Below are 14,944 nucleotides of genomic sequence, written 5' to 3' on the forward strand. Positions count from 1 at the left end.
GGGGATTACTTCAGGCGCTCGGCAAGGTAGCGTTGGTAATCAGGGATTAAAATTTCAATCGGTTGATTAAAGTCCGGCGACTGGATAATAAAGTCAGCGGTGGCGGCATTCGTGGCTACCGGGATATTCCACACCGTCGCCAGACGCAGGAGCGCTTTGACGTCAGGATCGTGCGGCACCGCATTGAGCGGATCCCAGAAGAAGATCAGTACATCAATTTTCCCTTCCGAAATCAGCGCGCCCACCTGCTGGTCGCCGCCCATTGGGCCGCTCAGCATCGCTTTCACTTCCAGCCCGGTGGCGCGTGAGACCAGGTTGCCGGTGGTCCCGGTTGCGTAGAGCTGGTGCTGAGCCAGTAGCGCCTGGTGACGTTCGACCCATTTCATCAGCAAATCTTTGCAGTGATCGTGTGCTACCAGCGCGATATGTTTGCGTGCGGGTAAGGTACGTGTTGTCAGTTCCATAATTGGGTTCCACTTATATTAACCTGCAGACAGAGTACTGGAAGTGACTGATGCTGCAAGCGTCGGAAAGAAAAATTTTGCCGTATCTGTGAGTTAGGCTTGATGGCTGGTTTACATGGATTAGCTTACACTAGGGCTAAAGCGCAGGAGGATTATGATGAAAGAGAACGATATTGCTAGCATTCTGACCACCACCCGGACGATTGCGCTGGTAGGCGCCAGCGACAAACCCGATCGCCCGAGCTATCGGGTAATGAAATATCTGCTGGAACAGGGCTACCACGTCATTCCGGTTTCACCAAAGGTCGCAGGTAAAACCCTACTTGGTCAACAAGGCTACGCAACCCTGGCGGAAGTTCCGGAAAAAGTCGATATGGTTGATGTGTTCCGCAACTCTGAAGCGGCGTGGGGTGTGGCGCAAGAAGCGGTGGCCATCGGGGCGAAGACGTTGTGGATGCAGCTCGGCGTGATTAACGAGCAGGCTGCCGTCATGGCGCGTGAAGCGGGACTAAATGTGGTGATGGACCGTTGTCCGGCTATTGAAATTCCCCGACTAGGGTTAGCGAAGTAAAATAAAACCCCGCATTTGCGGGGTTTTTTATGGACTTAATTTGCAGATAAGAACGTTATTACTTATTTAGATGAGCGAAACGTTTCGTCAATAAAGCTGTAATCTAATAAATGTTAATTACCCACAATATAACTGATGTTTATTTATTTTTGGTGGGCAGTAATAGAATGAAAAAATATTAAAAAACACACCGAAGATCGTTTTTTTAATTGGCACGGAAAAACTATGGTTTTTATTTTGTGTTGTTTATAAATTTTAATGATTAAAAATAATTTATCTTTTTATGATTAAAATAGATGAAATCCGTCACAGATTTTTTTGATATGACGCTAACTCGATACAAAAGGAAATGAGAAAGCCAGGAAGTATAATTTTTATTACCATAGCTTTCGGTTATGAGTTACAAAGCTGGCATGAAAAATAATGTCATGTCAAAATGTGTCTTTTTAGTTATTTTTTAATTTAATCATTGGTTTGTTGTTGTTTCAGTGTGTTTCATTTTTATTTTGTAACATCCTTGCGAGGCCGTAGGTTCTGGTATATCTAATAAGATGCATAATTAAGAATTATCCCAAACCTCTGACTGCGTCTTCATCTCAAGGGTGCTTCCTGATGAAAAATATAAATGTGACAGCAAAAGACACAGGTGTTAAATACACCGTTGATGGCAATCAAGTTAACTTAAACACGCAGTCGGTGGTGGTATTACATATTAAGCGAGAGGATATTAGTTCCTACGCCAGGCAAGGTAATGATCTTGTTCTGAAAATAAATGACGGTAGCACCCTTACGCTAAAAAACTTTTTTGTTAATGATGCTAATGGGCATCATAGTGATTTAGTGCTACAGGATGATGACACTGGCGCATTGTGGTGGCTTGACGGGGCTGGAACCAGCGATGCGCATTATTCTCTCATCAGTGATATTTCAGGACTTCTAGCCGCAGGAAGCTCTGGCGGCAGTATCGCGCCATGGGTAATGGCGGGTGCGGCTTTGCTTGGTGTAGGGGCGATGATTGCGGGATCTTCCGATAAAGATCATTCCTCGCATTCTTCGAACGATGATACTGACTCTGATGCCGACAGTGACTCGGACTCGGACTCTGACAGTGACTCCGATCTTGGCGGCCACGAAAGTGATGCTGATGCGGACTCCGACAGCGATTCCGATTCTGACAGCGATTCCGACTCTGACAGCGACTCCGATTCCGACAGTGATTCGGACTCTGACAGCGATTCGGACTCTGACAGCGATTCGGACTCCGACAGTGACTCTGACTCTGACAGCGATTCGGACTCTGACAGTGACTCTGACTCTGACAGTGACTCTGACTCTGACAGCGATTCGGACTCTGACAGCGATTCGGACTCCGACAGCGATTCGGACTCCGACAGCGACTCGGATTCCGACAGCGATTCCGACTCCGACAGCGACTCGGATTCTGACAGCGACTCGGACTCGGACAGCGACTCCGATTCCGACAGCGATTCGGACTCTGACAGCGACTCGGACTCTGACAGCGACTCGGACTCTGACAGCGACTCGGATTCTGACAGTGATTCCGATTCGGACAGCGATTCCGATTCGGACAGCGATTCCGACTCTGACAGCGATTCGGACTCTGACAGCGATTCGGACTCCGACAGTGACTCTGACTCTGACAGCGATTCGGACTCTGACAGTGACTCTGACTCTGACAGTGACTCTGACTCTGACAGCGATTCGGACTCTGACAGCGATTCGGACTCCGACAGCGATTCGGACTCCGACAGCGACTCGGATTCCGACAGCGATTCCGACTCCGACAGCGACTCGGATTCTGACAGCGACTCGGACTCCGACAGCGACTCCGATTCTGACAGCGATTCCGACTCCGACAGTGACTCCGATTCGGACTCTGACAGCGATTCGGACTCCGACAGCGATTCGGACTCCGACAGCGACTCGGATTCCGACAGCGATTCCGACTCTGACAGCGACTCGGACTCCGACAGCGACTCCGATTCTGACAGCGATTCCGACTCCGACAGTGACTCCGATTCGGACTCTGACAGTGACTCCGATTCGGACAGCGACTCGGATTCTGACAGTGATTCGGACTCCGACAGTGACTCCGACTCTGACAGCGACTCGGACTCCGACAGTGATTCCGATTCAGACAGCGACTCCGACAGCGATTCGGATTCTGACAGTGATTCGGATTCTGACAGTGACTCGGATTCCGACAGCGATTCCGATTCTGACAGCGATTCCGATTCTGACAGCGATTCCGATTCTGACAGCGATTCCGATTCTGACAGTGATTCCGACTCCGACAGTGATTCCGACTCCGACAGTGATTCCGATTCCGACAGCGACTCGGACTCCGACAGTGACTCCGATTCGGACAGTGACTCGGATTCGGACAGTGACTCGGATTCGGACAGTGATTCGGACTCGGACAGCGATTCCGACTCTGACAGTGATTCGGACTCCGACAGTGATTCCGATTCTGACAGCGACTCTGACAGTGATTCCGACTCTGACAGCGACTCGGACTCCGACAGCGACTCGGATTCTGACAGTGACTCCGACTCTGACAGCGACTCGGATAGCGACAGCGACTCGGACTCTGACAGTGATTCCGATTCAGACAGCGACTCCGACAGCGATTCGGATTCTGACAGTGACTCGGACTCCGACAGTGACTCGGACTCCGACAGCGACTCGGACTCCGACAGTGACTCCGATTCGGACAGCGATTCCGACTCAGACAGCGACTCGGACTCAGACAGCGACTCGGACTCTGACAGCGACTCGGACTCTGACAGCGATTCGGATTCGGACAGCGACTCGGATTCCGACAGTGACTCCGATTCGGACAGTGACTCCGATTCGGACAGCGACTCGGATTCCGACAGCGATTCCGACTCTGACAGCGATTCGGATTCGGACAGCGACTCGGATTCTGACAGCGATTCGGATAGCGACAGCGATTCTGACGCCGACAGTGACTCTGACAGCGATTCGGACTCCGACAGTGACTCCGACTCCGACAGCGATTCAGACTCGGATAGCGACAGCGACTCGGACTCTGACAGCGACTCGGATTCTGACAGCGATTCGGACTCTGACAGCGACTCGGATTCTGACAGCGATTCGGACTCTGACAGCGACTCGGATTCTGACAGCGATTCGGACTCGGACAGCGACTCGGATTCGGACAGCGACTCGGATTCGGACAGCGATTCCGACTCTGACAGTGATTCGGACTCCGACAGTGATTCCGATTCTGACAGCGACTCGGATTCCGACAGTGACTCCGATTCGGATTCTGACTCTGATTCGGACTCCGACTGCGACTCGGATTCGGACAGCGATTCGGACTCTGACAGTGATTCCGATTCGGACAGCGACTCCGACAGCGATTCGGATTCTGACAGTGACTCGGACTCCGACAGTGACTCGGACTCCGACAGCGACTCGGACTCCGACAGCGACTCCGATTCTGACAGTGATTCCGACTCTGACAGCGATTCCGACTCTGACTCGGACTCCGACAGCGATTCGGACTCCGACAGCGATTCGGACTCCGACAGCGATTCGGACTCCGACAGCGATTCGGATTCCGACAGCGATTCGGATTCGGACAGTGACTCCGATTCGGACAGTGACTCCGATTCGGACAGCGACTCGGATTCTGACAGCGACTCCGACTCCGACAGCGACTCGGATTCTGACAGCGACTCGGATTCGGACAGCGACTCGGATTCGGACAGCGACTCGGATTCGGACAGCGATTCGGACTCTGACAGCGACTCGGATTCTGACAGCGACTCGGACTCTGACAGCGACTCGGATTCTGACAGCGACTCGGATTCGGACAGCGACTCGGACTCTGACAGCGACTCGGATTCGGACAGTGATTCCGATTCCGACAGCGACTCGGACTCCGACAGCGACTCGGACTCCGACAGCGACTCCGATTCTGACAGTGATTCCGACTCTGACAGCGATTCCGACTCTGACTCGGACTCCGACAGCGATTCGGATTCGGACAGCGACTCGGATTCCGACAGCGATTCGGACTCCGACAGTGACTCGGATTCTGACAGCGATTCGGACTCTGACAGCGACTCCGATTCTGACAGCGATTCGGACTCCGACAGTGACTCCGATTCGGACAGTGATTCGGATTCGGACAGTGACTCCGATTCTGACAGTGACTCGGATTCGGACAGCGATTCGGACTCTGACAGCGACTCGGACTCCGATAGCGATTCAGATTCCGATAGCGATTCAGATTCCGAACCGCAGGCAAATGATGATACGCATACGGCAGCTATCGATACCGTAGAAGGCAATCTGAATAACGTGACCGGCACAGCGAGCCAGCTGTTGGGCGTCACCTTACTCAATACGGTTGATGTTTCGCTGCTGGCAGCAAACTCGACAAAATTCTCGGTCAGTGAAGGAACGACCGAAGATGTGACGATTGCTGTCACCGGTTCAACATTGCTGAGTTTGCAGTCTGTACTGGCGCTGCTGGGGCAACTGGTGGGAGGCGCATCATCCATTACCGCCGATCTGTCGATTGTGAATACCGACACCGGGGAGGTGGTGCAGATTATCCCGGATGCCGTGAGCATGACACCGTCGCTGGCGTTACTGAACCTGGTTTACTCCGGCAGTGCGACCTTCAGCGACTTGCCGGCAGGGAATTATGCGGTGGTGATTTCTTCACCGCAGGCATCAGGTGGCCTGGCCGCAGTGGTTGATGAACTGGCGTCGGCAAATCTGTTGTCGGTAGCGCAAGCAACGATCACGGATTCTACGGAATACACCTCGACTGCTATTGCCGGCAATGTTCTGACTGCAGATGCGGGCGGCGATGTAGCGGATACCGGTGAGGGTATTACGGTAAGCAAAATTGCCTCCAGCGTGCAGACCACACCGCTCGATGTCACGGCAGCAGGTATCGTGATCAATGGTCTCTACGGACAACTAACGATCCATGCGGACGGCAGTTATACCTACAAAGCAACAGGGGATGCAGACGCTGTTGGGCAGGCGGATGTCTTTACCTACACGATTGTGGATGCGAATGGTCATACTGCGACGGCCACGTTGACAATTAATATCGTGGCAGGAAGTGATATCGGAGAATCTGATGCTGATGCAGATTCGGACAGCGACTCGGACTCTGACAGCGATTCGGATAGCGACAGCGACTCGGATTCGGACAGTGACTCCGATTCGGACAGCGACTCGGATTCCGACAGCGATTCGGATTCTGACAGCGACTCGGATTCGGACAGCGATTCGGATTCTGACAGTGACTCTGACTCGGACAGTGATTCGGACTCCGACAGTGATTCCGATTCGGACAGCGACTCGGATTCCGACAGCGATTCGGATTCGGACAGTGACTCCGATTCGGATAGCGACAGCGATTCGGACTCTGACAGCGATTCGGATTCTGACAGCGATTCGGATTCTGACAGCGATTCGGATTCTGACAGCGACTCGGACTCTGACAGCGACTCGGACTCTGACAGTGATTCCGATTCCGACAGCGACTCGGACTCTGACAGCGACTCGGACTCTGACAGTGATTCCGATTCCGACAGCGACTCGACTCGGATTCGGACAGCGATTCCTCCGACTCCGACAGCGACTCGGATTCCGACAGCGATTCCTCCGACTCCGACAGCGACTCGGATTCCGACAGCGATTCCGACTCCGACAGCGACTCGGATTCTGATTCGGACAGCGATTCGGACTCGGACAGCGACTCGGATTCGGACAGCGATTCGGATTCGGACAGCGACTCGGATTCGGACAGCGATTCGGACTCCGACAGCGACTCGGATTCGGACAGCGATTCGGACTCCGACAGCGACTCGGACTCTGACAGTGATTCTGACTCGGATAGCGATTCGGATTCTGACAGTGACTCTGACTCGGATAGCGATTCGGATTCTGACAGCGACTCTGACTCTGACTCTGACAGCGACTCGGACTCCGACAGCGACTCGGATTCTGTTGAGGCAATACCTGATACCAACAGTTCTGAGGTTGTGCAGCATTACGGCAACCTTAATGGTACCGAAGGTAATCTGTCGCAGTTGGTTGGCGTCTCGCTGTTAAGCACGATTAATGTGTCACTGCTGTCTGGCAGTAGTTTCCGCTTCAACGTGGATAACAACACCACAGAAAATATGACTGTTGATGTCAGCGGCGTGTCACTGCTTTCAACCGGCGGACTGCTAACTTCGATAGTCAATCTGTTGGGGGCTGGAAATACGTTGACGGCCGACCTCTCGGTGATTGATGTCGCAACTGGACGAGTGGTCGCAATTGACCCTGGAAGTGTGAATATCAGCGCGACATTACTTGGCGGGCTGGTGTATAGCGGTACGGCATCCTTCGAGAACTTACCGGCAGGAAACTATGCGTTGGCGATTTCCTCACCGAATTCTGATGGGGTATTGGTTAGCTTGATTAATACGCTCGCGGGAGCGGGTGTAGCCACCTTTGTCGAGGCAACGGTAACCGATTCGTTGGGTTATAGCGGAAGCACCGTCACCGGCAACGTGCTGGAGGGTTCTGAAAATGGCGACATGGCTGATAGCGGTACGGGTCTGTCAGTTACCACTGTCACCGCGACATCTGCGGCGGGTGAACCTCACTCAGTCAACGGCGGCACAATATCAGTAACGGGGGCTTATGGCGTACTGACGATTAATGCTGACGGTAGCTATACCTATCAGGCGTCTGGTAAGGCGGGTTCGGCAGGTAATGCGGATGTATTCACATACACCATTACGGACAGCAATGGCGTGCAATCAACCACCACACTGACCATCAATATTGGCCAGGAGGTTGAATCGGCCCAGGCCAATCCGGATACCCAGGCTTACTACGTCGGGAATGTCGATGACAATATTGATATACAGGGAGGTAATGTCGTTCAACTGGCTGGACTTTCCTTACTCAATACGGTGAATGTCGCACTGCCGACAAATGGCTTTAAATTTACCGTAGCTGACGGGACTGAACAGGATGTCACCCTGGCCGTTACGGGGTCAACAACCTTAAGCGTGGCGCTTGGCGCGGTCACTCTGGATCTTATCCTGGTGAATACCGATACCAACCAGATTGTCGGCGTCATTAAGGATGGAATTTCGGCAACACCGCAGGGGCTCCTTGGATTAAGCCTGCAGTACGCGGGTGGCGGTGAGTTCGAAAAAATTGGTGCCGGTAACTATATGGTCGTTATTTCGTCGCCGACGACTGGAGGATTGATTGGTTCGATACTGAATCTGAATTTGGGCACCAGCATTAGTATGGAGGTGACTGATTCGACTAAATACGTGACGGGGAATGTTCTGCACACCGATAGCGATGGTGATGTTGGCGATACAGGTAATGGAATTACCGTAAGCAGCATCCAGTTTGGATCGCAGGTCGAGACCGTCACTGCCAGCGGCGTCACGATTAACGGCACCTACGGTACTCTGACTATCAAGTCTGATGGTAGCTATAGTTATCATGCTAATGGAACAACCGGTGTGGGTCAGAGTGATGTCTTCACCTATACGATAACGGATACGCTGGGTCATACATCGTCGACAACGCTGACGATGAACATTGAGTCAACGCCAGCGATAGCGGTTGATGATATCGCCTCCCTGTCGGTGGCGACGGCAATGCAGTCGGTTACCTGGACGCAAAGCGTCAGTAATCTTGCGGTGACAAATGCAGCAGTAGCGGCTAATACGACATCGACGACTAACGTTACAAGCCAGAACTTTACCGTCGCTGAAGGCCGGGAAGTGGATAACGCTTCCATCACCCTAAATCTGAGTGGCACCAGGACTAGTGGCTTGACTGTCTTGAACGGCGATCTCTCAGGGACAGTCACATTGGTTCATCATGTGATGGTTGACGGGGTAATGACTGATGTGACGGTCTGGAGCGGGCCTTTGAGTATGGCTCTGGATGGTGTCCCCATCATAAGCCCGACAACGGATACGGACACTGTGACGCTTAACCTGGTTAATGGAACTACTCCGGTACAACTTGCCGCAGGTGATTATACTCTGAGTATTAGTCATACGATGCAGGCTGGACCGGCAATGACATACAACCTGGCGGCGAGCGTGACGGGAACCGAGATTCATACCGATGCGCATCTGACGGCCGCGCAATCTGTGGCCGGCAATATCCTCGACGGTTCTGGCGCAGACGGGGTTCAGGATACGCTTGGATCATTGCATAGCGGGTTCACGATAACGGGGGAAAACAATCTGGGTGTCGTGACGCATTGGACATTCCATACTGATGGAACCTTGACCAACGACACAGGAACCAGCGCGACTAACGGGAAAGCTGTGCTGTATGGTGAATATGGAACGCTGACCATTGATGGGCAGGGAGGTTATACCTATCAGCTGAATAGCGGTATCAATACTGATGCCATTACGGCTAAGGAGACGTTTACTTACACGCTTATTAGTAGTGATGGCGGTAGTTCGACGGCGAATTTGACCATCGATCTCCATCCGCAGATTGCCGGCAGCGTCAATGACGATAGCATTCACAGTACGGCTTACGATGACACCTATAGCATGGGAGTGGGCGCCGATACGGTGGTCTATAACCTGTTGGCGGATGACAACACGGGGGGCAACGGCAGCGATACCTGGAACGATTTCTCGGTCGCCCAGGGAGACCATATCGATGTCTCTGCGCTGCTGGTCGGCTGGAATGGATCCAGTGATACGCTGGGTAACTATATTACGCTGAGCTATGTCGGCGGTAATACCGTGGTGTCTATCGACCGCGATGGTTCGGGTGGAACGACGCACCAGCCAGCGACGTTAATCACGCTGCAGGGGGTCCATATCAATTCGCTCGACGAGCTGATTGATACCAATAACTCGCACTAAAATCAGGCCATATCACGGGTGGCGCAGGGAGGCGCCGCCATTATGGCTTTATACGCTGGAGGTGAAACGACGAAAAACAACCCCGGAAACGATGGGCAATCGTTAAATAAAAAGAATGATGCGAAAAGAGTATATCCATATTTTCAGTGTGCTTTCTGAAGGGTAATTTTATGCGTCTATTTCAACAAAAAGGGATTGTCAGCGTTTACAGGTTCAGCACAATTTTGCTGTCGTTAAGCGTAATATTAACGGCTGATGCGGAAGAGCTTTCATTTCCGCCGACTAACATTAGTACTCAGAGATTAAACGATAGCCAACAGGTCGCCGGATATTCTGAGGATCTCATCAATCCGCAGAGTCATTTAACCGGCCCGTTAGATATTGCCACCGCGGTAAAATCAGCGGTCAACTGGCACCCGGCGATTACTCAGCAGGTGAGTAAACTTCAGGAACAGGTGCAGCGCGTGGATGTAGCTAAAGCCAAATATTATCCCCAGGTGAACGCGGGGATGAATAATGGTTATAGTAATTCATACTCCGATTCCGGCTATTCACCCTCATTAGTTGTTTCTGTTTCACAAATGCTCTACGACTTCGGCAAAGTCTCAAGCTCGGTCAGAGCGGCAGATGCCGCCGTTGCCCAGCAGCAGGCGATGGTGATGCTTAATATCGACCAGGTGGCCCATGATACCGCTGGCGCGGTGGTGCAGATGCAGGGCTACCAGAAGTTGGTGAAAATCGCTCAGGCACAAGTTGATTCGCTAAAACAAATTGGCGATCTGATCCGCCAGCGTAACGATGCCGGGGCAACTTCGCTCTCTGATGTTGTGCAGACTGACACTCGCGTTGAGGGGGCGCAGGCGACGCTTATCCAATATCAGGCGGCGCTCGAACGCTGGAAAGCGACTCTGGCCACCTATCTTGGGCTTGGCAGCATTACCTCCGTGACTGACGGCGTGCCGCAGGATATGGATGCGGCCTGTGCCGTAAGTAAAATTGATTATCGTGCCGTACCCGCTGTGCTGGCCGCTTTAGCGCAAGCCACGCAGGCGCAGGCGCAGCTCGATAACGCGACAGCGCAAATGCTACCGACCATCTCTCTGGAACCCCAGGTGACGCATTATCTGAATGATAATTACGCCAACAGCGCCGTGTTAAATAAAACGCAATATTCGGCGTGGGTCAAAGTGGAAATGCCAATCTACCAGGGGGGGGCATTAACGGCCTCCCGCGAAGCGGCGCAGCAAATTTTATCTGCGGCTAACGCCGGGATTAGAAACGCCCAACTCGATGCCAGTCAGAAATTAAGCGCCTCGCGCGATGAGGCGCTGAATCTTAAACAATCCATCAGTATCCAGCGCCGCCAGCAGCAACTTGGCGAGCAAACTCGCGCGCTCTATCAGGATCAATATCTGCAGTTGGGTACGCGTCCGCTACTGGATCTGCTTAACGTCGATCAGGAAATCTATCAGGCGCAATTCAGCCAGGTGTTAACTGAAGCACAACTGCGTAATCTGGAGCTGGACTGTCTGTTCAGTACTGGAAAGATGCGCTCCGTTTTTGCTCTGGATAATCAAAGCATCCAGGGTGTGGAGATCCGCCCATGAGCGAACAACCTCATCACAGCGATATTCCCCATCTTCTGGATTGGGCTAACGCGATGGCTTTTGTCGCCAGCCATTATCGGCAGAGCTATTCGCCGGGGACGCTGCATGCGGCGGCGGAGTGGGCGACGCAGAAAACACTGCCTGATGCGCTTAAACATCTCTGTCGGCACGCCGGTTTGCATTGTCAATTTCTCAACGGCAACGACCGGCGTATGTCGGCGTGGCGCTTGCCGCTAGTCGTTCAGCTTAAAGATGGACAGATTGGTATTATCGAAAGCTTTGATCTTAATAATTTAGTTGGCATCCGTTTTGTCAAAGAGCTCACCTTACTCAGCCAGTGGCCGCTGGACGCATTATTGGCTGAGATTGAGCTTACCGTTGCATTTCGTCCAGCTTCGCCCGAAAAAGATATCCGAACTGAAAGTTATCTTGCGCGCTTTCAGCCGGACTGGCTGCGCAAAATCGTTCTCAAAGATATCCGCCCGTATATGCATGTCATGCTGGCATCGCTGGCAATTAATGTACTGGCTCTGGCCGGCATTCTATTTTCGATGCAGGTGTACGACCGGGTGATCCCGGCGCAGTCTTATCCCACCTTATACGTTTTATTCAGCGGCGTATTAATCGCTGCAGTATTCAACTTTATTCTCAAAATTACCCGTGGACACGTTACTGACCTACTTGGCAAACGCGGAGATATTCGTATTTCCGATCGTGTATTTGGTCATGCGCTGCGGCTAAAAAACTCAGCGGTTCCGCGTTCTACTGGCAGTTTTATTTCACAGATACGCGAGCTCGAGCAGGTACGGGAAATGATGACGTCAACCATGATGACGGTTATTGCCGATCTGCCGTTTTTCATCCTTTTCCAACTGGTACTGTTCATTGTTTCGCCTTGGTTGAGTTGGATCGCGCCGGTCGCGACGATCCTGATGCTGCTTCCGGGATTTTTATTGCAAAAGAAACTGGCCGAACTGGCTAACAAGAATCAACACGAAAGCACGCTACGAAACGCCATTCTGGTGGAAAGCATTCAGGGCTTACCGGATATCAAAATGATGCAGGCGGAAAGCCGCTTTCTGCAGCAGTGGAATAGCTATGTGGCTATCACCGCAGAATCGGGGGTAAAAACCCGCAAAGTCACCCACGGCCTGGTGAGCTGGGGGATGTCTATCCAGAATCTGCTGTACGCCACGGTGGTGGTGGTCGGCGCGCCGCTGGTGATTAATGGCGACATTACAACCGGCGCGATGGTGGCGGCGTCAATGTTGTCAAGCCGGATGGTGGCGCCAATGACCGCGCTCTGCGGCGTATTGGCGCGCTGGCAGCAGGTGAAGGTGGCGAAAGCCAGCCTGGATAATCTGATGGCGCTGCCGGTAGAAGGCGGGCAGGATGAGCCGCGCATCCACCGCGCTGTGCTGCACGGCAACTATGAGTTTCGCAACGCTGAGTTTCGCTACGGCAAGGACAACGGCCCCATTCCGCTGCGTATTAAGCAGTTGTCGATTAAGGCCGGGGAGAAAATCGCTATCCTCGGACGCATCGGCGCCGGCAAATCGACGCTATTGCAGGCGATGATGGGTAACGTTGAGCTGGCATCCGGTGAGCTGCGGCTCGACGATCTTGCCCTGCCGCAAATCGATCTGGCGGATATTCGCCGCAATGCGACTTTGCTAACCCAGGAAGCTCGTCTGTTCCACGGAACGCTACGGGAAAATTTAACGCTGGGAAGGCCAATGGCCAGTGATGACGAACTGGTGAAGGTACTGGAACTGTGCGGGGCGATGGAGTTCGTCAGTAAACTGCCCATGGGGCTTGAGCATCTGGTGATGGAAGGGGGCCTTGGCCTTTCCGGCGGGCAACGGCAATCATTGCTGCTGGCGCGCTCTCTGCTGCGCGACCCCAATATTATTTTGCTGGATGAGCCGACTTCATTCTTTGATGAACGCACCGAAAAAGCGTTTGTCGAGCAACTGGCGCATTGGGTGGGCGAACGTACATTGATTATTGCTACCCATAAAGCGGCGGTGCTGAGCATTGTCGATCGTATTTTGGTTATCCAGGATGGGCAACTGGCGTTGGATAAACCTAAAGCGACGGTCTTTGAACAAGAAAAAGCGCGTGGCCAGGTGGTGAATATATGAATAAGTCCGACGCGATTCTTCCACTGGCGCAGGATGCCGATCCGGTTTCTGACATGGTCGATAATGAACGGGATGAGGCTGAACTGGTCAAATCGCGCCGCTTAATTCTCCTGCTGGCGCTGCTAATGGTAGTGACCGGCGTATGGGCGTGGTTTGCGACCCTGGACGAGGTTTCGACCGGGACAGGTAAGGTGATCCCAAGTTCTCGTGAGCAGGTGCTACAAACCCTTGATGGCGGGATCTTAACCGAGCTCAACGTCCGCGAGGGGAGCAGGGTGGCGGCCGGGCAGGTCGTCGCGCGGCTTGATCCTACCCGTAGCGAATCGAACGTCGGCGAGAGCCAGGCGAAATATCGCGCTTCACTGGCAGCGAGCATTCGCCTTACCGCCGAAGTTAATAACCAACCGCTGATTTTTCCTCCTTCTCTTAAGGCCTGGCCGGGGTTACTGGCGGAAGAAACCCGCCTCTATCATAGCCGACGGGACCAGCTAACCAAATCGATGCGCCAGCTTGAGCAGTCGCTGTCGTTGGTGAAAAGCGAGTTGGCTATCAACGAAAGGCTGGCTAAAACCGGCGCTGCCAGTAATGTGGAAGTGCTGCGTTTGCGCCAACAGGCTGCCGATATTGAGTTAAAGAAAATCGATCTCAACACCCGCTACTACGTCGATGCCCGCGAACAGTTATCGAAAGCCAATGCCGACGTAGCCAGTCTTGCCGAAGTCATTAAAGGGCGGGCGGATTCCGTCGCCCGGCTGACCGTTCGCTCGCCGGTGCAGGGGATCGTCAAAAATATCAAGGTCAACACCATTGGCGGCGTTATTGCCCCGAACGGCGAGCTGATGGATATCGTGCCGATCGATGGCCGCTTATTAATTGAAGCGCGTATTTCGCCGCGCGATATCGCTTTTATTCATCCCGATCAGAAGGCGCTGGTGAAAATCACCGCCTATGATTATGCCATCTACGGCGCGCTTAATGGGGTCGTTGAGACCATTTCTCCCGATACTATTCAGGACGAGGCAAAACCCGATCTTTATTACTATCGGGTGTTTATCCGTACCGATCATAACTATCTGGAAAATAAACACGGTAAGCGTTTTTTAATCGGTCCGGGAATGATCGCCACTGTTGATATTAAAACCGGCGAAAAGACGGTAATGGATTATCTGGTGAAACCATTTAATCGAGCAAAAGAGGCGCTGAGAGAAAGGTAATACCCACAAGT

7 protein-coding genes and 1 pseudogene are annotated in these 14,944 nt (G+C 52.7%); 6 read left to right on the top strand and 2 right to left on the bottom strand.

Annotation, left to right across the window (positions count from 1 at the left end):
• Nucleotides 1-5: 5 nt before the first annotated feature.
• Nucleotides 6-464, bottom strand: a complete 459-nt coding sequence (mgsA, locus tag EAE_RS15645; RefSeq protein WP_015367424.1) for a methylglyoxal synthase — start codon at nucleotides 462-464, stop codon at nucleotides 6-8.
• Nucleotides 465-621: 157 nt separating this feature from the next.
• Here mgsA and EAE_RS15650 point away from each other — a divergent pair, with 157 nt between their 5' ends.
• Together EAE_RS15650 and EAE_RS25580 are read left to right on the top strand one after the other, a co-directional pair.
• Nucleotides 622-1,035: a CoA-binding protein gene (locus EAE_RS15650; RefSeq protein ID WP_015704912.1), complete on the top strand. Its 414-nt coding sequence runs from the start codon at nucleotides 622-624 to the stop codon at nucleotides 1,033-1,035.
• Nucleotides 1,036-1,647: 612 nt separating this feature from the next.
• Nucleotides 1,648-2,001: pseudogene (locus EAE_RS25580) on the top strand (BapA/Bap/LapF family prefix-like domain-containing protein); the annotation flags it as partial.
• A 71-nt stretch (nucleotides 2,002-2,072) separates the two neighbouring features.
• On the opposite strand, the gene EAE_RS25675 reads toward EAE_RS25580, so the two are convergent.
• Nucleotides 2,073-5,663 carry a hypothetical protein gene (locus EAE_RS25675; protein WP_483464946.1) on the bottom strand — a complete coding sequence of 1,197 codons (3,591 nt, stop codon included), beginning with the start codon at nucleotides 5,661-5,663 and terminating at the stop codon, nucleotides 2,073-2,075.
• A gap of 1,431 nt (nucleotides 5,664-7,094) precedes the next feature.
• Here EAE_RS25675 and EAE_RS25680 point away from each other — a divergent pair.
• From EAE_RS25680 to EAE_RS15675, 4 genes are all read left to right on the top strand, one after another.
• On the top strand, nucleotides 7,095-9,968 hold the full coding sequence (locus EAE_RS25680) for a type I secretion C-terminal target domain-containing protein (protein WP_227498484.1): 2,874 nt from the start codon (nucleotides 7,095-7,097) through the stop codon (nucleotides 9,966-9,968).
• A 170-nt stretch (nucleotides 9,969-10,138) separates the two neighbouring features.
• Nucleotides 10,139-11,575 carry a TolC family outer membrane protein gene (locus EAE_RS15665; protein WP_015367420.1) on the top strand — a complete coding sequence of 479 codons (1,437 nt, stop codon included), beginning with the start codon at nucleotides 10,139-10,141 and terminating at the stop codon, nucleotides 11,573-11,575.
• Nucleotides 11,572-13,719 carry a type I secretion system permease/ATPase gene (locus EAE_RS15670; protein ID WP_015367419.1) on the top strand — a complete coding sequence of 716 codons (2,148 nt, stop codon included), beginning with the start codon at nucleotides 11,572-11,574 and terminating at the stop codon, nucleotides 13,717-13,719. The genes EAE_RS15665 and EAE_RS15670 overlap by 4 nt, the downstream gene beginning before the upstream one ends.
• Nucleotides 13,716-14,933, top strand: a complete 1,218-nt coding sequence (locus EAE_RS15675; RefSeq protein WP_015367418.1) for an HlyD family type I secretion periplasmic adaptor subunit — start codon at nucleotides 13,716-13,718, stop codon at nucleotides 14,931-14,933. Before EAE_RS15670 ends, EAE_RS15675 begins: the two co-directional genes overlap by 4 nt.
• Nucleotides 14,934-14,944: the final 11 nt, after the last annotated feature.

The sequence above is a fragment of the Klebsiella aerogenes KCTC 2190 genome (genome assembly GCF_000215745.1).
GTDB classification, from domain to species: domain Bacteria; phylum Pseudomonadota; class Gammaproteobacteria; order Enterobacterales; family Enterobacteriaceae; genus Klebsiella; species Klebsiella aerogenes.